Genomic DNA, 21,251 nt, shown 5'->3' on the forward strand with positions numbered 1-21,251 from the left:
ATTAGCAATGTTTTTTAACCCAACCTTCAAAAACTAATTCCTAAATTTAGGCTTTACACCCCACTGTAAATCTAAAAATAGCTTGGTACGTGCCAAATACTCACGTATCCGTGTTTTTAATCCGTAGTAGGCGGTAACATCTTCAGCGTTAAAGCCTACTGCTTCTATGTTGTTATGTCGTGCTAAAAAGAGAGCTCGCTCATTGTGAAATTGCTGCGATATGATGATAAACTGCTCATAGCCAAATACATCTTTAGCTCTCACTACCGAGTCTAAAGTTCTAAATCCAGCATAATCCAATATAATACGTTTTTCGGGTATACCTTTGCCTATAAGGGCTTGTTTCATTTCTTCTGGTTCGTTATAACCTCTGGTGTGATTATCACCACTTACTAAAATGTATTCTATCTTCCCTGCTTCATATAAGGCTACAGCAGCCTCTATTCGGTAAGTAAAGTATTTATTAGGATTCCCATTTTTTAGGTACGGATTAGTACCTAATAATAACCCTACTTTATGAGAGGGTACAGCAGCTATGTCATTGTATAATAGTTTTTTAGTTTCTTTGGTTACCTGTACATTACAAGCAATAATAACTAGCAGTAGCCATACCGATATTAAAGCAGTCCCTCGCCAAAAATATTTGTTTCTAAAAAACTTAAAAAGAAATTTTATTTTCTTCATATTTTACTCTGTATTAGCGTATATAAAAATAGCTCTCATAACTCTTTCTATACGCTTGTTAAAGATTTTTATAGCGATAGGAATCCCCTCATCCCAAGGTATATAAGTGCACTAATTTTAAACTAACGCCTATTTTCCAGCAAAAGCCTTCACATCCTCTTCCGAGATTTCTTTGCCTCCCAAAATGATAAGTCGCTCTACTACATTACGCAATTCACGAATATTACCTGTCCAGTCTTGTTTTTGCAATATTTCTATTGCTTTTTTGCCAAATTTCTTAACAGTAGTGCCTTGTTCTTCAGCTATTTTAGTTGAAAAATACTCTATCAGCAGCGGAATATCGTCACGGCGTTCATTCAGCGAGGGTACTCTAATAAGGATTACAGCTAAGCGGTGATACAAGTCCTCACGAAAACGTCCTTCAGCTATTTCTTTCTTCAAGTCTTTATTAGTAGCGGCTATTACTCGTACATCTACATTAATGTCTTTATCGCTACCCACACGGCTAATCTTGTTCTCTTGCAAAGCGCGCAAAACTTTAGCTTGGGCCGATAGGCTCATATCTCCTATCTCATCCAAGAATATAGTACCATTATTAGCAGCTTCAAACTTACCGGCACGATCTTTCACTGCCGAGGTAAAGGCTCCTTTAATATGCCCAAAAAGCTCACTTTCTATCAGTTCAGAAGGTATAGCAGCACAATTAACTTCAATCATAGGGGCATCACTGCGCTCACTTTGGTAGTGAATAGCATGTGCCACCAGCTCTTTACCAGTACCGTTAGAGCCTGTTATAAGTACCCTTGCCTCAGTAGGAGCTACCTTTTCTATCATTTGCCGTATTTGTTGCAGAGGCTCACTCTCGCCTATCATTTCGTACTGCTTGCTCACTTTCTTCTTCAGGTGTTTGTTTTCTACCACCAATTTTTTCTTGTCTAAGGCATTGCGTACAGTATTGAGCAAGCGATTCAAATCAGGTGGTTTTGATATATAATCATAAGCTCCTAAGCGCATAGCATTTACAGCGGTTTCAAGGTCACCATGCCCCGAAATCATTACAAAAGGTATTTCAGGCTTTATTTTCTTTATTTCAGAAAGCACTTCCATACCATCCATTTTAGGCATTTTGATGTCGCATAGTACTAAGTCATACTCTTCTTTTTTTAGCTTTTCTACACCTTCAATACCATCGGCAGCTTCTTCTACTTCATATTCTTTACTCTCTTCTACCAATATCTTGGTAAGTACTCGTCTAATAGCCGATTCGTCTTCTATAATTAGTATTTTTGCCATAAATTCAATCTGTTAATTTGTCGGTTTGCCTATTTGCTTATCTTGCAAAGAGACTAATATATCCGGCTGCAAAGATAATAAAAAATAAAAAAACTCCCGACATTTGTCAAGAGTTTTTTACGTGTGTTTATGAAAAAGTGTATTTATTAGTTCTTAAATGTAGGTTTGAACTTAGATTGATATATCTGAAATTCGTCTTGTGTCTTGATTTTTTGATAATCATTAGTTGCAAACATCTTTAAATACAACTCTAATTGTGTAGGCGACATATAGCTGGTGATAGAGGTAATTAAGTCTGATTTTTCATCTAAAAACATCATAGTAGGGTACGCTTGCACTTGCATATAAGCAGTAAGTGGGTGTGTCGAGTTACGTGTGTTAGCTTTAGATGGGTCATACCCCTTATTCTCAAACTTTTGTCCTTGATAGTTCACCACTTCATTACCCTCTCCATTAAATTTTACAGGGTAATAATTCTCGTTCACATACTTAGCTAAATCCTTGTTGGTAAAGGTGTTGTTAGCTAGCATCTTGCACGGTCCACACCAGTTGGTGTATACGTCGATGAATATCTTTTTAGGTTTTTTCTTTTGTGCTGCTATAGCCTCGTCAAAAGTCATCCATTTAATTTCTTGGGCTTCTAGTGTAGCGGTAGCTGCCAAAACAAAAGCTACCATAGCAATGAGTTTTTTTATCATACTGTTTTATTATTTTTATCATTAAATGCCTTCCCAAAAACCGTGCCAAATATATGAGCATCAGTTGGGGTTATAAAATTGATTGTAATAGGTAAGTAATACAAGCCTCCTAATTCGGGCTGCAAGCGCACATAATCCTTCTCAGTGGTAAGTATACGCTTCCCTTTCAATAGCTTTATTTCATTAGGGCTGAAGTGATGATGGTCAGCAAAAGCCAAATGCTCAAATACCGCTCCTTGCTCTTTCAAATACTTCACCAATGGCGCCGGATTAGCTATGCCTGTTACCAATGTAAAAGGTTTTTGTATAAAATCACCTAAGCTGGTATTCCCATCATCTGTGAATACATCCTTATCGTAGGCTATACTTGCAAAAACAATAGGGCAATTACAATACTGTTGCAGTCTTCCTGCTATCCGTTTGCGTTCTTCTTGGGGTAGAGTACGAGGGCATTTAGTTACTACCACTATATCGGCTTGTCGCACACGGCTTACTACATCACGCAAATGTCCCACAGGCAGTAACCAATCGTTAGTGAACAGATGCCCGTAAGCGGTAAGTACTATATTCGTTTGGGCTTTTACAGCTCTATGCTGGAAAGCGTCATCCAAGATGATTACTTCTGGAGGTTTCGGCAGGGCAAGCATTTGCTCTATACCTTCCACCCTGCAGCCACATACAGCCAGTATAATATCATCTTTAAACTTCTTCCAAAACTGAAAAGGCTCATCGCCCAAATCGTATACCATACTATTTCCATCAGCCAGCACAAAACCTTTTGTTTTGCGTTTATAGCCTCTGCTTAGTACCCCCACGCGCTGTGTAGTTTTTAGCTGCCTAATTAAGTATTCCACCATAGGGCTCTTCCCTGTTCCTCCTACAGCTACATTACCTACGCAAATAGTAGGTACTGCAAAAGTATGTTCTTTGAAAATACCTACCTTGTAACACCAATGCCGCAACCGCACTATCAGCCCGTAAAGCACTGCCAAAGGCAATAGTATAAATCTTAACAGTTTCATCCTATCATCTCACAAATTTCCTCTATCTCCTTCTCAATATCACTGTATTGGAAGTCAATAAATCTCTTTATCTTATCGCCATTGTAGGTAGTTATAAGTCCTAAGGCATCGGCACTTTGTAAGGTGAGTGTACGTTTTTTAAGTCCAAAAAAGCTAACCACCCCATCAAGGCGTGCCATAGTGCGCAATAGCTTATGACCTACCTTTCGGGTAGGAGCTTTCACCCCTAAGCCTTTGGCTATCTTCTCAAGCACCCACTGGTAGGTAAGGTTAGCAGTGTTCAGTACAAAGCGTTCGCCTACTACTGCAGAAAATTGCAGTCCTATCATAGCTCGCACCACATCATCTACTGTTACAAAGCCAGTGCCTCCTGTGGGGTAATACTTCAGCCCATCGGCTACTTTCTTAAATAGTAAGCCCGACCCTTGTTCATAAAAACCATCTCCTATCACTACCGAAGGGTTTACCACCACCACCGGCAGTCCTTCCTGCGAGCCACGCCACACCTCCATCTCACCACCGTGCTTACTGATGGCATAATCGGTATTGCTATCCTCCCTGTTCCAGTCGTTTTCCTCATCAATAGGATTATGGGGCAGGGTCGATAGGGTAGCTACCGAGCTCACATAGCATAACTTCTGCACTTTAAAATCAATACACAAGTTTACAATATTCGCCGTCCCTTCTACATTTATCTTGATAAGATTGTTAAAATCTTTAGGCTCAAATGATATAAATCCCGCACAGTGAAAAACAAAAGTAACACCCTCAAACGCCTTTTCAAGCGCAGGGATGTTACTTAGGTCTGCTTTCACCCATTCAATCTTTTCAAAGCGGTCTTTAACCAATCGCTGGGCAAAAAAATCTCTTATTTTCTCTAACGAATGGGCATTTCTATACGTAGCCCTTACCTTATGCTCCTTATTCTGTGTGAGTTCCAAAAGTAAGTGGCTCCCTATCAGCCCCGTTCCGCCAGTTACTAAAATCATTATGCTTTCTCCTCTAATGGAATGCGTTCATCTATAAGTTTTAGTGCTATAGGCGAATCACTTTCGTTGTAAAACTCAAATAAGTCTAAGATAGAGTGTATCAAGCGCTCTTCTTCAAGCTGCTCTTGTACAAACCACTGTAAAAAGTTCTCCGAAGCGTAATCATCCACCTGGCGTGCCTTCTTGAAAATAGAAAAAATAGACTGTGTTACTTTTATCTCGTGCTCCAAAGTCTTCTCATATACTTCTTTTAGCGAAGCAAATTCTTGCTGCACTTCACCTACTTTAGGCGCAAAAGCACGCGCTCCATTCTCATTCAAGAAACGGAAAATCTTCATCATATGGTCTCTCTCCTCTACAGCATGATCATAAAAAAACTCAGCGCTGCGTGAGTAACCATTGTATTCAGACCATGAAGCCATAGCCAAATACAAAGAACTAGCCTCAGCTTCTTTGCTCACTTGGTCATTCAACAGGTCAATAATCTCAGGGTGCAAACTTGTTTGCGTACGAGTGTACTTGTGTTTTGTCATTTTTTAATTTATTTTTTAAGTATCTTACAGGGGGCAAAGATACAAATAATTAGCGAATTAGCAAATTTATAACACATAGTTTTAGTATTTAAAAAGCATCTAATTACCAGCAACCCTCTTACCCTTCCTTACAAAATAAAAAATTCGCATCTATTTCGCATTTTTATTGCCAATATTTCAAAAAAATCCAACACCTACCTCACTCTTTCATTAAAAATATAATACCCTAATAATCAGCCTTTTTATGCCCCACCCTCTTACCTCTTATCCCTTATCTCTCACCTACTTTAAACGAACCTATAACGAAGGATAAACGAACTATAAACGAAGGATAAACATTACTTTGCTGGTAATCAGCCGTTTTAATATCGAACTTTCTTTTTGCCAAAAACACAACAAAACGCCCCAAACGCCCTATTTTTTTTAATTCCCGAATATATTCGGCTAATTCCTATAACGCAAGGGGTAATAAATAAGTGAAAAATAAGCGAAGAAAAATATAAAAGTAGTTGTAGTTCAGTAGCCTGCAAAGGGTAAGTATGTCACTAATCGGGCATAGCTTTCCATCGCTTTATAATTTTAGTATAAAGCCCCATAAAGCCTATTACACAAAGTATTATAACAAAAGTCCATTGATTAAAACTTAAATTCAAATAAGTGTTGAAAAAGTTCTCTACAATTACTTGCCATTCTTCACCGTATAAACTCCTCATTACCAACGAAAATAAGTATAAAATGAGTATCAGAAATGCAGGCAGAAAGAAGAACATAATAAGATTTAGCAACACCCCCGATACCCTCTTCGGTAGTCGCTTTAGCATTACCACCAATAGTACCAACAGCAATATATAAGTATACATTCCCACAAGCATTATATTCTCATGACCTTTACTACTTTCCATTCTTATAAAAAAGTAACTTATAAATAGCAGCAACAGCACAATAGCCCCAGATACTACCGATAGCAGCGTAATACGCATACCAGTAATCCTTACCGAGAATATCAATAAAGATATAATATACGCTAAAACAATAAAAGGATGTGTCTTTAAATAATATTTGTCCCATCCCTCCGAAACAAAGTAGAGGTCAGGAAATTCCAAAAAAGCCTTCAGATGCTCACCAGCCAAAAATGAAATATAAAAACTGATGCAAACCAATGTAATAAAACAAAAAACTAAAAACTCCCCCAGTAAGTGTCGCCCTTTTATAGGGTAAAAATGCTTAAAAGCATTATGCCGTGATAGCCTCATTACCCACACTATCAGCAGTAATGAGCTTACCATAAGGTTCAATGCTTTTAAAAGCTTTTCAAAGTTCTCTCCCCAGTAGTAATAGTCTGTAACATCACTATAAGTAAGCCCAAAGAAGCCTAGCCCAAAAAAGAAACAATGCCCCAACAACGCCAAAGGCAATATCCACAGAAGCTGTGTATTCCAAAGGATAGGAAATCTTTCTAACAGATACTTCTTCATAATTTTAATGATATAATCTAAGTGCTTAATGACTTCCACTGTTTCATAACAGTGCTATAAAGTCCCATAAAGCCTATTACACAAAGTATTATTGTAATGTTTAACAGAAGGAAAGGTATCTTGAAATCATCATTAGTGTAATACTCTATATCATATAATACATTTTCTAGACCATAAAGATCAAAATGGTAAGAGAGGTATTCCAGAAAATCAAAAAGCAATATACCTACTATAAGCAGGATAGGTAAAAAGAAAAACATTGTTATATTAAGCAGTATCCCCGATATTAATTTGCCAAAGTGTTGTTGCATCCTTACAGAACAGAACAGTATAAGTAAGTAAAATAACGAAAACACACTCATTGCTACCCTCTCTTCATACCTAAAGCTTACTAATGAAGTTATAAAGAACAACAATATACAAAGAAATATTATTAATATCCCCCCCGTAATTATTGATAGCAAGGTAGTACGTAGCCCTGTTATTTTTACCGCAAAAATAAGCAAAGTAACAATATAAGCAGCAATCATAAATGCAATTGTAAAGATATAATAATCTTTAAAAAACTCTTTGTTCTTAATGTTGTAGGCGTTTTCTGCTATATGGCAATCACGTGTAAACTCATCATAATTATTGTAATTATCAGAGTGGTTATAGCTATCATCATTAATTTGGCTACATTGTTCTAATGCGGCTTCAATATAGCTATCAGTGTATTTGGTAATTACTTTTACTTGCTCACCCGCCGAGAATGATATAAAAAAGCTTATACAGCTTAGCACAATTACAAAGTAGGCTACAAACTGCCCTAAGAGTTGTCTCCTCTTTATAGGGTAAAAGTGCTTAAAAGCATTATTTTTGAAAACAAATATAAGCCATACTACTATCAGTAGGGTGCTAATTACAAAGTTGAGCAGTAAGGGTAAGCCTTCAAAGTTTTCTGCCCATCTGTAATAATAATCGTCAGCCAATACATTATCGGTAAGACCTAAAAAGCCCATACCAAAAAAGAAAAAGTGTGCTATTATTGCCAATGGTAATATCCATATTATATGAGTATTCCATACAGTAGGATATCTTTCTAATAAGTATTTTTTTAAATTGTTCATTTCTTACCTTAATTTTAAAGTTTTTAAATCTATTCAGGCATAGCTTTCCATTTGAATATTACCTTGGTGTACAATGCCAAAAAAGGTATTATCAGTACCAAACCCGATACCCTAACAAAGATATACCAAGCATTTAATAACCAATCCAAAAATATGTATTTTTGTTCATTAGCCGTTATACTATTATAGTTATTAAAATAACTAAGCAATATAGGCTCAATGATTAATATTGTAATTTCTAATAGTATATAAAATAACATAAAGGGCGCTAATAGTAACAATAAGTTCATTAGTACGCCTGCTACCAGCTTACTCATTTTCCTCATAAAGAATACTAAAGATATCAGAGCGAAAACATAGCCTAAAAAGGCAATGATAAATAGGCTCCGTATTGAGTATAAGGTGGTTATTATATATGGTGAAAATACTTGTTTAATCAAGATGAAAAATAGCATAAGTACAGCTGCACTTAGCACTGTAATAATACCGATGCGCAAACTTGTTAAACGGAAACACAATAACAACGAGGCTGCTGCCAAGGCAAAGTACAGTGCTAATAAGCCGTAATCATAAAGGTCTCTTTCTAAGCTATAATAAAAACTTTTGACAGAGGTTAAAAAGCTCTCAATAGGCTCTTCTATGGTCTCTGTTATTGCTTCGCTTATTCTTGTATCATCGTTATTATAGATACTTTCCTGATAGGCTTCATTTTTATTATATTCGACTAAAGCTGATGAGAAAAAGGAATTTTCGCAGTAGGAGTCCATTTTTGTTTTTGCCCCAAAAAAGAAGCTAAACACTAAGGTGATACTTGCTGTTATGATTACAAAATAGCTTAGAAATTGCCCTATTAGCTGCCAGCGACTCAGTGGGTAGAACACCTTAAAGGCATTGTGCCGTACCAAGTGTAATGACCATACCAATAACAGTAGGACTGTAGGTATAAAGAGTAATAGTAAAATGCCTGCGTTATTGTCTAAATATACATCGGCACCGTACCATTCCCAATCAAAATTGGTTATTGTAAGGTGGTTATACCCCAATATAAAGCACAGTGCATGTGCTATTAAAGCTAAAGGCAGCATCCATACCAGCTGTGTGTTCCATAAAGTAGGGAAGCGCTCTAATAAATATTTTTTCATATTTTGCTTTTATTAGCTAACAAAAAAACGGCGGGTGGAAGCGGATATGTTCCTGATGTAGGTGAGTGTAATTTTTGCTTTGCCGAGAGCTTCGAGTACCGCAGAGTAATCGGTATTGGTAGCGAAGTAGGCAATGTAGATTCCGCCATTGTATTGTAACTTCTCTAAATTAAATGTTTGTAGTACAGCCAACAACTCTTCCCTGCTGTTGGTAGTATCGAGCTCGATAATAAGCTGGGTAGGGGTGTTCTGGGTTTCGGTTTCGGCATTGTCGCGGTATTTACCATTTTTCAAGAAGATAACCTTATCGGATACTTTTTCTACCTCGAACAGCTGTTGTGAGCTTAGTATGAGGGCTATGGGGTTGTTCACAGAGTTGGCTATCATCTTGAGGTCTTCCAGTATTACTTGCTGGGCGAGCACGTCTAAGTTGCCCAGAGGCTCATCGAGTAAGAGTAATTCGGGTTTGCGCAAGAGTGTGCGTGCGAGCTCAAAGCGCATTTTGTATCCAGAAGAGAGTGCCTCCCAGTTTAAATTTTTGTATTTCCAGAGTCCTAAGCGGGCAATCATCAGTAGGGTGCGCGGTTCATTTTCTTCGGGTGGGGTGCCATAGCAGGCTAGGGTGAACTTAAGATTATCGATCAGGCTGCCTTGCCATTTGTCGGTTCGCTGAGGTATATAGGCCAGCTTGGTGCGCAAGTCATAGTCGTTTTTAGGTTTTTCGGCAAAGAAATAGCTGATGTTTCCTGTGGTGTAGGACAAGTCGTGGGCTAGGATGCGCAATAGGGTAGTTTTACCGTTGCCGTTTTCGCCCACTAATCCGTATACTTGTTTTTTGCAAATGGTAAGATCGATAGGCCCTAAAGAGAACATACCGGAGCGGTAGGTTTTTTGTAAGTTTTTAGCTTCTAAAACTGGGCTTGAGGTAGGGACTTCGGTTACTTGGCATTGGGCTATTTCATTGAGCAGAGCAGTAGCTTTTTCGGTAAAGGATTGTAGCTCATTGGGGTGATTTTCTTTCCAATCGGTAAGAGCGATAGCCTTTTGATAGATGGGCATAGATTGGGTATCGGCAGCGCAATCTAAGAGTTTGCGGAAAGCCAAATCGGTATCATTTTGTGCAAAAAATTGTAGGGCATCTTGCACGCGTTCAGAGTGTTTTGTTGTCATATTGAGTATTTTGGGGCAAATATACAAATATTTTTTGATTATAAAGGATTTTAGGTGTTAGTTTTCAGCTTTTGGTTTTCAGGTGGGTGAAAAGTAAGAGGGAGGGAGGAGATAGGTAAGAGATAAGAGGTAATAGAGAGGGGAAAAAGGGGAAAAGAGTGAGAATAATGCAATGATTGGGGGATTTTGTTGCAGATTTTGCAAAGAGAGGAGTTGAGGATAAGGTGGCTGATAATCAAGGAAGTAATGTTTATCCTTCGTTTATAGTTCGTTTATCCTTCGTTATAGGTTCGTTTAAAGTAGGTAATAGATAAGAGATAAGAGGTAAGAGGGTGGGGGCTGAAAGGGCTGATTATTAGGGAAGAGGAGTTAGGAGATAGGGGATAGGGAGGAAGTGGGTGATTTTTGCGTTATTCGCAATTAGGTAAGAGATAAGAGGTAGGAGGTAAGACCAGCGGGGGAGGGTGGGGGAGAGAGGGGAAACGGCAAGGGCTTTTTTGCTATGTAAAAAAAAAATCGTACTTTTGCCCCGATAAAAAAATACTATAAATATGCCTTCAGCAACCCCATATCATATCCCCGTATTACTGCGCCAAAGCGTTGAAAACCTGATTACTAATCCTGATGGAACGTATGTAGATGTTACCTTTGGTGGGGGAGGTCACTCACGAGAAATACTCAAGCATTTAAGTGCGCAGGGTAGGCTTTATGCATTTGATCAAGATGTGGATGCGCAAAATAATACAATTGATGATAGTAGGTTCACCTTGATACAACAAAACTTCAAGTTTTTGCGACAGTACCTCCGGTTTTATGGCGTTACAGAGGTAGACGGGGTATTGGGAGATTTTGGGGTATCGTCGCACCAATTTGATGTAGCAGAGCGGGGGTTTTCAACCCGTTTTGAAGGGGCGTTGGATATGCGTATGAACCAAAATGCACCTCTTAGCGCCCAGCAAGTGGTGAATGAGTATGATGAGCAGGCGCTTGCTAATATTTTCTTTCGGTATGGAGAGTTGAAAAATGCGCGTGCTATAGCCCGAGCTATTGTGGGGTATAGGCAAAATGCGCCTATTACCTTAGGGAGCCAACTGCAAGCAGCCTTGCAGGCACTATTGCCCAAACACAAAGAGAATAAAATATTGGCGCAAATATATCAGGCTATTAGGATAGAAGTAAACGGAGAGATAGAAGCCCTTGAAAGCTTCTTGTTACAACTTCCTGCTGTGGTGAAGGTAGGGGGTAGGATAAGTCTTATTAGCTATCATTCATTGGAAGACAGAGCCGTGAAGCGATTTATACGTGATGGGCAATTGGAAGGTAGTCCTGAAAAAGATTGGTATGGGAACATTAGTGTACCTTTTAAGAAAATAGGAGGGCTTATAGTGCCTGATGATAGTGAAATAGCCCAAAACAGTAGGGCACGAAGCGCTAAATTACGTGTAGCAGAACGTATAAATAATTAGGAAATGGGGAAAGCAACTCAGGAAATAAAGAATATAATACACGGGAAATTCTTGACAGAAGGGAAAGAAGCCGCCCGCTCTTGGATTTTTATATGCTTTTTGGTTAGCTTAGCAGTTATAATGATAGCCAGCTCACATGCTATAGATAGGAAAGTGTACGAGATAGCGGTACTGAATGAACAAGTAAATGAGCTTAAAAGCGAATTTGTAGATGTGCGATCTAGGCTTCAGCGAGTACGATTGGAATCGGCTTTGCTTGAACAGCTGGAGAGTAAAGGGCTTAAACAACCACAAAAGCCACCTCAAAAAATAAAGGTGATTGTTGATAAATAAAATGGAGAAGAACGATAAAAAAATCACGACCCGCACTTACATAGTAGCTATATTAATGCTTTCGATGATACTTGTAATTGTAGGGAAACTGATAAAAATACAAATAGAAGGGGACGAATATCGGGCAAAAGTAGATGAAACTACCTTGCGCGAAGCTGAAATAGTACCCAATCAAGGTAACTTATATTCTGACGACGGTAGTATACTTGCGACCTCGGTTACCAGATATGATATACGTTGGGATGCTATAGCCCCCTCACAGAAGAATTTTAACAAGGAGGTAAAACCCCTTAGTGACTCTCTTTCAAAAATGTTTGGTAAACCAAGTAGCTACTATCAAAATATGTTTAGGAAAGAGCGCAGCCTTAAAAACCGATATATGCTTGTAGCTACTAACTTAGGCTATACCGAATATGCCCGTATAAAGAAATTTCCTCTTTTCAATAAAGGTCCTTATAAAGGAGGTATTATAATTGAAAGGAATATAAAGCGGGAATATCCGTTGGGAGGTATTGCCCACCGTAGTATAGGATATGCCCGAACAGATGAAACAGGTTATACCACACGCGTAGGACTGGAAGGAGCGTATGCTAACTACCTACTTGGTACTTACGGGAGGCGTATGGAACAAAAGATAGCTAAAGGGCAGTGGAAACTAGCTAGTGGGTTTAATATCATAGAGCCAAAGGACGGATATGATGTAGTATCGACCATTAATATCAATATTCAAGATATAGCCCATCACGCACTTCTTACACAACTTAAAAAGTATAAGGCACAGCACGGCTGTGTAATAGTAATGGAGGTGAATACAGGGGAGATAAAAGCTATATCTAACCTTGAACTTAACTCCAAGAACAATACCTATTCCGAACGGTATAATTTTGCCATAGGGGAAGCTCACGAACCAGGTTCTATTTTCAAACTGATGACTGTAGTGGCTGCTATGGAAACCCGCAAAATAGATACTACCTACATAGTAGATATTAAAGAAAGGAAAAAACAATACTATGACCGGACTTTTGAAGACTCACAACACAAATTTGAAGGACGCATTAGTATTAATAAAGCTTTTTCGGTATCATCTAACGTAGGTATGACCGAGCTTGTACATACCCTTTATAACAAAACACCCTCTGACTTTACATCTAAATTGCTGGATATGAATCTTAATCAGCCATTGGGATTGCCAATATTAGGAGAGGGAGAGCCTTTTATACCCACCCCTCGTGATAAAATATGGAGTGGGGTGACTTTGGAATCAATGTCGATAGGTTATGCTGTTAAGATAACGCCTTTGCAAAGTTTGGCATTCTATAATGCTATTGCTAATGGAGGGGTAATGGTAAAACCCCGCCTTATAAAAGAGGTGAAAGAATGGAATAAAACCATTGAAAAATTTAATGTAGAAATAGTTAATGGGAAGATTTGCTCTAAAAAAACGGCAGACTTAGCTAAAGGAATGCTAGCAGATGTAGTGCAACGCTCATATGGTAGTGGGCACAGGCTCTATTCATCAGACTTTTCAATGGCAGGGAAAACAGGTACAGCCCGTAAGAACTACGCTAAGAATGACCAAAGTAAATTAAGTTATATATCATCGTTTGCGGGGTTCTTTCCTGTGGAAAATCCTAAGTATTCTTGCATAGTAGTTATTCACGAACCAGATAGAAGTGTTGGTATTTATGGAGCGGATGTATCGGGGCCTGTATTCAAAAGTATAGCACATAAAATATATACTAACTCATTACTGATGGATACTGTAGAGGATGTAGATGAAGTATCGGTAACAACTTCACAAAGTTACCAGAATTATTATGACAAAGCAGCTAAATACAAAACTATAATGCCTGACCTTACTGGTATGAGTGCTATGGATGCCATAGCTTTGCTGGAAAATATGGGCTTACGGGTTAAGTTCTCGGGGCAAGGAAAAGTAATAACACAATCTATACCTAAAAACACTAAAATAGCCCGTAATACTACTGTGGTATTAGAATTAGCAAAGTAGAATCAAGTTTTTGGATAGGAGTTTCCTGAAAAAGTTTTTGAATACTCTACTTTTTTTAGAAATGATATTAACAAATTGAGACATTATCATTATGAACTTAAAAGCGTTACTTAAAAATATTACTGTAAAAGCCTTCTTAAATGAGGAAGATAAAAATATTAGTTCTGTTTGTTTTGACTCACGTAAAGCTGAGCCAAATAGTCTTTTTGTAGCTATAGCAGGCACACTATCTGATGGACACGCCTTTATAGGTAAAGCTATAGAACAAGGAGCTACGGCTGTAGTATGTGAGATTTTACCAGAGAATATTGCCCCTAATGTGTGCTATATACAGGTAGAGAATAGCCATAGTGCTTTAGCCCTTATAGCTGCTAACTTCTATGATAATCCTTCTGAAAAGCTTACATTGGTAGGAGTGACAGGTACCAATGGTAAAACAACTATTGCAACTCTCCTCTATCAGCTTTTTAATAAAGCGGGCTATAAAACAGGGCTGCTTTCTACAGTGGCGGTATATGTGGCTGACCAACGTTTTGATGCTACTCATACCACTCCTGACCCTTTGCAATTGAATTATTATCTTTACTTGATGATACAAGAAGGGGTGCAGTATTGCTTTATGGAGGTTAGTTCTCATGGGATAGATCAGCATCGTACAGAAGGGTTGCAGTTTGCAGGAGGTATTTTTACTAATCTTACTCGTGACCACTTGGATTATCATAAAACTTTTGCTGCCTATCGAGATGTGAAGAAACGCTTTTTTGATAATCTGCCCCCTACAGCTTTTGCTTTGGTAAATAGCGATGATAAGAATGGGATTTTTATGCTACAAAATACCAAAGCAAAAAAGAAAACATACGCCCTTAAAACTCACGCAGACTATAAAGCGCATATTATTGAAAGCCGTTTTGATGGACTACAGTTACGTGTAGGACAACATGAGGTATGGACAAAGCTTATAGGAGAATTCAATGCTTATAATCTTTTGGCTGTATATGCTACAGCTATACTCTTGGGATTGAGTGAGCTTGATGCGCTTACCCTAATCAGCGCTATAGAGCCAGTAACAGGACGTTTTCAGTACGCTGTGTCACCTACAGGAGTTATTACCATTGTTGATTACGCACATACTCCTGATGCGTTAGAAAATGTATTGAAAACAATTAACGATATACGTACCCATAACGAAATACTTACTACTGTGGTGGGCTGCGGTGGTAATCGTGATGCTGGTAAACGCCCTATAATGGCAGACATAGCGACCACTCTTAGTGATAATGTTATTCTCACTTCTGATAATCCTCGTAATGAAGATCCTGAAACTATTTTAGCAGAAATGGAACAAGGTGTACAGCCCCAACATTTCTATAAGCTCCAAACTATTACTGACCGTCGCCAGGCTATACAATCAGCTTGTAAAAATGCTAAAAAGGGTGATATTATTCTTATCGCTGGAAAAGGACACGAGACATATCAAGAAATAAAAGGAGTTAAACACTCTTTTGATGATTTTAATATTGTAAAAGAATATTTGAATTTATATCAAAAGTAAAACACATAATTAGTATGAGCAGTTGTAACAGAGAGTATAATGCATTTTGTGTTCTCATATTGTGTTATAGTCTTATCAGACTGTATAATCAGTCTTTTCTGAATAGTAATGGAAAGTATAGAAAAATTAGTTGAATTAGGAACCTTGTTGGGTGATACAGATAGGTTTGGTGACCTTTTTAGGCAAGCTGAACAACAAAATAGTTGGTTTACCCCTGATAACTTATATTTTGCTTTTAAAACATGGAGCGAAACTCTTACTTCAAGCAAAATACAACAATGGTTACACTCTTATGTAATACCAAAAGCTAAGGTATCAAAAAAAATACTGATAGTAATGGCTGGAAATATCCCTTTAGTAGGGTTTCACGACTTGCTATGTGTGCTTGTGGCAGGACATCAAGCAATAGTAAAGCTGTCTAGTAATGATAGTGTACTATTACCTTATTTAGTAGAACAATTTAAAAGTTTTGCTCCTGATTGGGCTGCTGCAGTAACTTTTACTGATGAGAAAGTAACCGATTATGATGCAGTAATAGCTACAGGTAGTAATAACACAGCACGCTACTTTGAGTACTATTTTGGTAAAAAGCCACATATCATCCGAAAGAACCGACATTCTATAGCTATATTAACAGGTGATGAAACTTCAGAAACTCTTTTTGCTTTAGGAAAAGATGTTTTTCAATATTATGGGTTAGGGTGCAGAAGTGTAGCTAAGTTATTTGTGCCACAAGATTATAATTTTGACAAATTCTTTGAGGCTATTTATCCGTATCATACTATTATTAATGAGCAAAAGTATGCTAATAATTACGATTATAACAAGGCTGTATACCTGATGAGTTTATACAAACTATTAGAAAATGGTTTTTTAATGCTTAAAGAAGATGAGGACTATGGCTCACCTATTGCAACTCTTTTTTATGAGTATTACAGTGATGTAGCAAGTCTTAAGCAACGCTTAACTACTGATGCTGATAAAGTACAATGTATAGTAGCTCATAACTTTAAAGAGGGCGAAATAGCTTTTGGACAAACCCAAATACCACAGCTATGGGACTATGCTGATGAGGTAGATACTCTCAAATTCTTATTAGAATTAGCATAAAAAAATAATAGAAGTTGAAAATTAAGCTTTTAAAAGTGTAAATACAAAATATTGAAAATAAGGAGGTTGAAAAAAAAGTTGCATTTTTTTTTTAAAAAAGTTGCAAAAAAAATTGCAGGAATAAAAAAATGTTGTACTTTTGCAACCGCATTGAGAGAGAAACAATGCTTAAATAAAGTAAAAAGGTCCGTTCGTCTAGGGGTTAGGACGCAAGGTTTTCATCCTTGTAACAGGGGTTCGATTCCCCTACGGACTACTAAGAAAATTTTAAGGTATCATAGTTAAAAAGGTTTAAAGTTAAACAAGGTCCGTTCGTCTAGGGGTTAGGACGCAAGGTTTTCATCCTTGTAACAGGGGTTCGATTCCCCTACGGACTACTAAAAAACACAATTTGAAAAAAGTACCTAAGGTACTACTTATAAAATAAAAATAGTTAAAGAAAAATGGCAAACCATAAATCAGCTTTAAAAAGAATCAGAAGAAACGAAGCAGCTCGTTTACGTAACAGATATCAACACAAAACAGCTCGTAATGCTGTTAGAAAGCTACGTGCTTTAGAGAATCAGGAAGAAGCTAAAGCTCTTTTCCCTAAAGTAGTTTCTATGATTGATAAATTAGCTAAGAAAAATATCATTCACGCTAACAAAGCGGCGAATTTAAAAAGTAGTTTAGCTAAACATTTAAACAAATTAGCTAAGTAGTCATTTAGGTTTTAGATTTATCACTGATAGCCAGATTTATATTATGTAAGTCTGGCTTTGGTGTTTTATAACTTATGTATATGAGAAAAATAGTAATAAAGCTCTTGTTTCTGTTTCTTTTGGTGTCTTTTGTCTCTTGTGATACAAATCCTAATAAACAGCAAGCTCCTAAAGAACATAAAGTAAAAACCATTGATTTTGAAGAATTTAAAATTGATGATATTAATGATAAAGCTAAAAATGATCTACGTGATTGGAAAAACTTTCAATCGCTGATGCAGGTTATAGTATCAATGGCTCCTACCAAGATTAAAAATACTGATGATTTGGTACTTTCTAATCCTGATAGCTTGTTATTGTATAGCAGATTATACCCTAAAAACTCTAAAACAGAAAAGATAAATACTGCTGTAGAACAAGATTGGAGGACTCCTGCTAATGGTAGCCGAGATACTGTATTTAGGATAGAAAAAACAAAGAATGAACAATATTCATTTGTGCAATGGCAACGTTTTTTAATAGCTAATATCCCTTATACTTTTTCTCTAATCTCTAAAAAAGTAAACTACCCTCAAATAGATTTGTATTTTGAAGATGAATCTTCTCAAGTTCTTAAAACAACTCTTTCATTGGATACGCTTAGCCCTTTGGCTTCTAATGTAAAAAGAAATAATCTATCTGATGAATGGTATAAATTTGAGGTTACTTTTTCGCCTAAAAAAACAAGTAATTACCTTATTAAACTTTCTTTTGATGAAGATGCTAAGGTAAATGATAATGTAATTTTATATCGTTCGGTGCTTGAGATACCTGCTAAGTATTTTAATCAAGTGAGTAAATATTCTGATAAGATTGTTGGAGCACACTCGGAAGTTCAAAGTTCATATTACTCTGTTTTCTTTTGGTTAATGCAAATAGAAGATGCAATGAAAGAACTCTTAACTAATGACTCTTTTCCTGAACCTATAAATACTTCAACTGTAAAGGCTCGTTTTAGGCTTTTTCAAACTCAAATAAAAGTGTTGGCTGATAACATAAAGAATAATCCTGATTTTAAGGAAGAAGAGCTTAAAAGCAATATTAAATTAATAGAGCATACTTTTAATAGTATTATAGCTCGTATCAATAATATTTATAATAATGATTTGGACGAAAAGATGAAAGGTATTGAATAGCTAAATCATTATATAAAACTATCTATTTAATAATTATAAAAAAGCTAAAAGGCTGTATCAATATACTTGATACAGCCTTTTAGCCTTTTATGGTATAAGTAATTGTATTGTGAGATTATATTTTCTTTTTAGGCTAACTAGAAAGAGGGTACAATCCCTAACCGTATGCCGAATTTAGGGTTGCGAACCCCGTTTACATCGTTAAAATCATTACGCCATACAAAATCTACCCTTATGAAACGGAAGTTACCTAAGCCTATGTTTTCGATCCCAAAACCGTATTCCCAATATAGCTTTTCGGGTGAATTGAATATGATATTTGTGTGGTTGGCTTCTTTGTTTTTGTCGGAAATAGTTCCGTAGGCAAAGCGGGCAAATAATACGCTTTTAAAGCGGGTTTTCTGTATGCCTGGAATACGATTGAACAGGAACCCATCGAAGTGGTGTTCAAAATAGCCGTTAAGATAAGTATCGGTAATAAAATCGTAGTAATCTAAGAGTGCAAAAGTATGTGGTGCTGATGAATATGATTGGTTGGCTGGGGTAGGGGCAAGGGCTATTAGTGGGGCTGTTCCAAATACTTTTCCGCCCTCAAGAGTGGCGTGCAAAATACCGTAACCAAACATTGGAATAGGCTTGCTGGCTAAGAATTGTAGTTTGTCATAATCAAACTTGCTATTATGAATGCCTGATACACCTTTGGTGTATTTTAATGTGTAGGTTGAGAATAGTTTTTTGCCATAACGTCGTTCTACTCCGTAACCAAACACTTTTCGGTGAGGGGTGAGGGTAAGTTCGGCACCAGTGTAGAAGTTGCCGTATTTGTATAATAAATCATTGTTTTTTGGGTCGCGGTAGGCTATTGAGAAATGCTCTTCACTGGCAGAGGTGAGACTTTGATAAGTACCAAATGCTGAAAAGCGGACATTAGGTGCTAAGTCATAATTTATTACTCCTTGTATTTTTTTATTGCGTGTGAGGTAGTAATTTTCGCCACGTGCGATGATAAAGTTAGTGTTTTTTTCGAAATTGAGTTCGGTATCATCGTGCATTACAAAGGTACCTAATTGGAGGTTATCGTTTTGTAATCCGGCGCCTATTGTGATGCGTGGACTATGCGAGAGTAGGTATTTTCCGCTTACTCCGTACTTAAACTCCTTATCTTTCAGTCCGTAAGCTCCATAAACATAGGTGCGGAAGCGGTCGTCGGTAGAAATGAATGACCTTATGCCTGCTCTTACTCGTATTCCTTCGACATTATTATGAGAAAAAGTCTGCCAGAACTTACCAAACTGCATATAATTGCCCAAAGGGATGTAGCCTGATGTAACTACATCGGTTACATCGCCTATCATTTTGATACGACGGTTGCTACCTACTTCGCTTATAAGACGTTTGGTTTTACTAAGGTCTGTTCCGCCTAAAGTATTGGTATTCCAGTAATTATCGTCTTTGTAAAACTGATTTTTAGCTATTTTTACTACTTGTTGTTCATAAAAAGTATCCGGGAGAGGTTTGTTGAGTTCTATATTGGAATAGGTGATGTAATTTCTGATATAAAGTCCTTTTTCTTCATCTTTTTTGGTAAATAATGTAAAGTCGCCTTCTTGAATTTCGCGTTCGGGAAGGTAGATGCTATCATTGGCAATGGTGAAATATTTTTCAAATGAGAGTCCGCGTACTAAGTTGATATTTGTTTTGGCGGTAGTGCGCATCTGTATTGATTTGACAATAAAGGTTTTGGCATCGACTTCAAACTTTCCTTCTAAGGCTAAATCTTGGTCGTCACGAGGGAAGAAATGTATTTGATAGAATTTTCTGTCGTCAACTTGTATAGTATCGTTCAGCACGTAAAGGTATACCCCATAACCGAACTCGGCGAGGGGGCTTACAAAGGGTTTATTTAGTATCATATAGGTGCTGTCGTAAATGTCGAAATCATCGAAAGACTGGCTTACGCGTTCCAGTCCAAAGCCTTGTTGCACAATGCCTTCAGAGCGTTCGGCCTCTATATCTACTCGTTTTTTGTTCAGCAGGTTATTGCCATATACTACTTCAATTTTTTCGGTTAAGTACATTGGCAGAGAGAAGGTTTCCTTGTATTTCTTTTCGGAGAGGATATTCCTAATGGTATCGTACTCCTTTCCTAAAGTTTTTTTCAAGAAGAGAGTATCGAGGTTATTTACTCCTAACTCTTTGGTACTATGTACTTTATATTGATAAGCGGTGGCATTATGGAGCCCTCGTTTGCTTTTGTTTTTCCAAATGCCTTGTAGCACGGTATATGCTGGATTTTCTTTTTTGGGCAAGGCTTTTTTGGGTTTGGCAATGATAACTACCTCGCTAAGTTGTTCACCTTCGGGGAGTACTATTACTAATCCTTTGGTGTTGTCTTTATCTAGATGTATTTTTTTTGTGGTAAAGCCTATGAGTGATACTTCTAATTCGCGTTGTTTTTTTTCTGAATAGAGTGAAAAACGTCCTTCTTCGTCAGTATATCCTCCGATAGTAGTTTTAGTAAAAAGTACGTTGGCATAGGGCACTGGATTACCGTTTTCATCAATCACTTTACCTGAAACGTGTGTTTGTGAAAGTGCTGAAATACTGTAAAAAAGTGCTAAAAAGAAGAATAGTAAAAGGTGTTTCCTTGTCATATAGTATCATTTTAAGGTGCAAATGTACAAATTAATTAGCAAATAAACAAAAAATTGAGGAGGGACTTATGGGGTATGGTATGCTTAATTATTTTAGTTTACCAACTATCCTTCGTTTATAGTTCGTTTATAGT

The 21,251-nt window shown here is 37.2% G+C and carries 18 protein-coding genes and 2 tRNA genes; 9 read left to right on the plus strand and 11 right to left on the minus strand.

Translation table 11 applies throughout. The features are described 5' to 3' along the window. Positions 1–33: 33 nt before the first annotated feature. The 10 genes from C4H12_RS01140 to C4H12_RS01185 all read right to left on the minus strand — a co-directional run bounded on the left by C4H12_RS01140 (position 34) and on the right by C4H12_RS01185 (position 10,115). Positions 34–684 carry a vancomycin high temperature exclusion protein gene (locus C4H12_RS01140; RefSeq protein WP_106097282.1) on the minus strand — a complete coding sequence of 217 codons (651 nt, stop codon included), beginning with the start codon at positions 682–684 and terminating at the stop codon, positions 34–36. 129 nt (positions 685–813) lie between these two features. Continuing rightward, a complete protein-coding gene (locus C4H12_RS01145) occupies positions 814–1,977 on the minus strand; it encodes a sigma-54 dependent transcriptional regulator (RefSeq protein ID WP_106097283.1) in 1,164 nt (387 codons plus the stop codon). 146 nt (positions 1,978–2,123) lie between these two features. After that, entirely contained in the window at positions 2,124–2,675 is a 552-nt protein-coding gene (locus C4H12_RS01150) for a thioredoxin fold domain-containing protein (protein WP_106097284.1), read from the minus strand. Then, on the minus strand, positions 2,672–3,697 hold the full coding sequence (gene lpxK, locus C4H12_RS01155) for a tetraacyldisaccharide 4'-kinase (protein ID WP_106097285.1): 1,026 nt from the start codon (positions 3,695–3,697) through the stop codon (positions 2,672–2,674). The genes C4H12_RS01150 and lpxK overlap by 4 nt, the downstream gene beginning before the upstream one ends. Next, entirely contained in the window at positions 3,694–4,686 is a 993-nt protein-coding gene (locus tag C4H12_RS01160) for an NAD-dependent epimerase/dehydratase family protein (protein ID WP_106097286.1), read from the minus strand. Before C4H12_RS01160 ends, lpxK begins: the two co-directional genes overlap by 4 nt. Next, the gene (locus tag C4H12_RS01165; protein ID WP_106097287.1) at positions 4,686–5,219 is read right to left on the minus strand and encodes a ferritin; all 534 of its coding nucleotides are present in this window, start codon (positions 5,217–5,219) and stop codon (positions 4,686–4,688) included. The genes C4H12_RS01160 and C4H12_RS01165 overlap by 1 nt, the downstream gene beginning before the upstream one ends. A gap of 545 nt (positions 5,220–5,764) precedes the next feature. Further along, a complete protein-coding gene (locus C4H12_RS01170; RefSeq protein WP_106097288.1) occupies positions 5,765–6,694 on the minus strand; it encodes a hypothetical protein in 930 nt (309 codons plus the stop codon). A gap of 17 nt (positions 6,695–6,711) precedes the next feature. Then, the gene (locus C4H12_RS01175) at positions 6,712–7,803 is read right to left on the minus strand and encodes a hypothetical protein (RefSeq protein WP_106097289.1); all 1,092 of its coding nucleotides are present in this window, start codon (positions 7,801–7,803) and stop codon (positions 6,712–6,714) included. Positions 7,804–7,832: 29 nt separating this feature from the next. Next, the gene (locus tag C4H12_RS01180) at positions 7,833–8,945 is read right to left on the minus strand and encodes a hypothetical protein (RefSeq protein ID WP_106097290.1); all 1,113 of its coding nucleotides are present in this window, start codon (positions 8,943–8,945) and stop codon (positions 7,833–7,835) included. 12 nt (positions 8,946–8,957) lie between these two features. Then, positions 8,958–10,115: an ATP-binding cassette domain-containing protein gene (locus tag C4H12_RS01185; protein WP_106097291.1), complete on the minus strand. Its 1,158-nt coding sequence runs from the start codon at positions 10,113–10,115 to the stop codon at positions 8,958–8,960. 551 nt (positions 10,116–10,666) lie between these two features. Between C4H12_RS01185 and rsmH the strand changes: the two genes are divergently transcribed. From rsmH to C4H12_RS01230, 9 genes are all read left to right on the plus strand, one after another. Further along, the gene (gene rsmH / locus C4H12_RS01190; RefSeq protein ID WP_106097292.1) at positions 10,667–11,581 is read left to right on the plus strand and encodes a 16S rRNA (cytosine(1402)-N(4))-methyltransferase RsmH; all 915 of its coding nucleotides are present in this window, start codon (positions 10,667–10,669) and stop codon (positions 11,579–11,581) included. Between the two features lie 3 nt (positions 11,582–11,584). After that, on the plus strand, positions 11,585–11,914 hold the full coding sequence (locus tag C4H12_RS01195; protein ID WP_106097293.1) for an FtsL-like putative cell division protein: 330 nt from the start codon (positions 11,585–11,587) through the stop codon (positions 11,912–11,914). Position 11,915: 1 nt separating this feature from the next. Next, entirely contained in the window at positions 11,916–13,925 is a 2,010-nt protein-coding gene (locus C4H12_RS01200; RefSeq protein WP_106097294.1) for a penicillin-binding protein, read from the plus strand. Between the two features lie 91 nt (positions 13,926–14,016). After that, positions 14,017–15,477 carry a UDP-N-acetylmuramoyl-L-alanyl-D-glutamate--2,6-diaminopimelate ligase gene (locus C4H12_RS01205; protein ID WP_106097295.1) on the plus strand — a complete coding sequence of 487 codons (1,461 nt, stop codon included), beginning with the start codon at positions 14,017–14,019 and terminating at the stop codon, positions 15,475–15,477. 108 nt (positions 15,478–15,585) lie between these two features. Further along, positions 15,586–16,587 (plus strand): acyl-CoA reductase, encoded by a 1,002-nt coding sequence (locus C4H12_RS01210; protein WP_371514471.1) that lies wholly within the window; start codon positions 15,586–15,588, stop codon positions 16,585–16,587. Between the two features lie 184 nt (positions 16,588–16,771). Then, positions 16,772–16,843, plus strand: a tRNA-Glu gene (locus C4H12_RS01215). 49 nt (positions 16,844–16,892) lie between these two features. Beyond that, positions 16,893–16,964: transfer RNA gene (locus C4H12_RS01220), tRNA-Glu, on the plus strand. 66 nt (positions 16,965–17,030) lie between these two features. Further along, on the plus strand, positions 17,031–17,288 hold the full coding sequence (gene rpsT, locus C4H12_RS01225) for a 30S ribosomal protein S20 (RefSeq protein WP_106097297.1): 258 nt from the start codon (positions 17,031–17,033) through the stop codon (positions 17,286–17,288). A gap of 89 nt (positions 17,289–17,377) precedes the next feature. Further along, the gene (locus tag C4H12_RS01230) at positions 17,378–18,463 is read left to right on the plus strand and encodes a hypothetical protein (RefSeq protein WP_371514502.1); all 1,086 of its coding nucleotides are present in this window, start codon (positions 17,378–17,380) and stop codon (positions 18,461–18,463) included. A 137-nt stretch (positions 18,464–18,600) separates the two neighbouring features. Here the strand turns inward: C4H12_RS01230 and C4H12_RS01235 are convergent, their stop codons facing one another. Further along, positions 18,601–21,117, minus strand: a complete 2,517-nt coding sequence (locus tag C4H12_RS01235; RefSeq protein ID WP_106097298.1) for a DUF5686 and carboxypeptidase-like regulatory domain-containing protein — start codon at positions 21,115–21,117, stop codon at positions 18,601–18,603. Positions 21,118–21,251 lie beyond the last annotated feature (134 nt).

Source organism: Capnocytophaga sp. oral taxon 878 (genome assembly GCF_002999135.1).
Lineage (GTDB): Bacteria > Bacteroidota > Bacteroidia > Flavobacteriales > Flavobacteriaceae > Capnocytophaga.

Coding starts and splice junctions, on each gene's coding strand:
- C4H12_RS01140 (WP_106097282.1), bottom strand. CDS start 684: ATGAAGAAAATAAAATTTCTTTTTAAGTTTTTTAGAAACAAATATTTT.
- C4H12_RS01145 (WP_106097283.1), bottom strand. CDS start 1,977: ATGGCAAAAATACTAATTATAGAAGACGAATCGGCTATTAGACGAGTA.
- C4H12_RS01150 (WP_106097284.1), bottom strand. CDS start 2,675: ATGATAAAAAAACTCATTGCTATGGTAGCTTTTGTTTTGGCAGCTACC.
- lpxK (WP_106097285.1), bottom strand. CDS start 3,697: ATGAAACTGTTAAGATTTATACTATTGCCTTTGGCAGTGCTTTACGGG.
- C4H12_RS01160 (WP_106097286.1), bottom strand. CDS start 4,686: ATGATTTTAGTAACTGGCGGAACGGGGCTGATAGGGAGCCACTTACTT.
- C4H12_RS01165 (WP_106097287.1), bottom strand. CDS start 5,219: ATGACAAAACACAAGTACACTCGTACGCAAACAAGTTTGCACCCTGAG.
- C4H12_RS01170 (WP_106097288.1), bottom strand. CDS start 6,694: ATGAAGAAGTATCTGTTAGAAAGATTTCCTATCCTTTGGAATACACAG.
- C4H12_RS01175 (WP_106097289.1), bottom strand. CDS start 7,803: ATGAACAATTTAAAAAAATACTTATTAGAAAGATATCCTACTGTATGG.
- C4H12_RS01180 (WP_106097290.1), bottom strand. CDS start 8,945: ATGAAAAAATATTTATTAGAGCGCTTCCCTACTTTATGGAACACACAG.
- C4H12_RS01185 (WP_106097291.1), bottom strand. CDS start 10,115: ATGACAACAAAACACTCTGAACGCGTGCAAGATGCCCTACAATTTTTT.
- rsmH (WP_106097292.1), top strand. CDS start 10,667: ATGCCTTCAGCAACCCCATATCATATCCCCGTATTACTGCGCCAAAGC.
- C4H12_RS01195 (WP_106097293.1), top strand. CDS start 11,585: ATGGGGAAAGCAACTCAGGAAATAAAGAATATAATACACGGGAAATTC.
- C4H12_RS01200 (WP_106097294.1), top strand. CDS start 11,916: ATGGAGAAGAACGATAAAAAAATCACGACCCGCACTTACATAGTAGCT.
- C4H12_RS01205 (WP_106097295.1), top strand. CDS start 14,017: ATGAACTTAAAAGCGTTACTTAAAAATATTACTGTAAAAGCCTTCTTA.
- C4H12_RS01210 (WP_371514471.1), top strand. CDS start 15,586: ATGGAAAGTATAGAAAAATTAGTTGAATTAGGAACCTTGTTGGGTGAT.
- rpsT (WP_106097297.1), top strand. CDS start 17,031: ATGGCAAACCATAAATCAGCTTTAAAAAGAATCAGAAGAAACGAAGCA.
- C4H12_RS01235 (WP_106097298.1), bottom strand. CDS start 21,117: ATGACAAGGAAACACCTTTTACTATTCTTCTTTTTAGCACTTTTTTAC.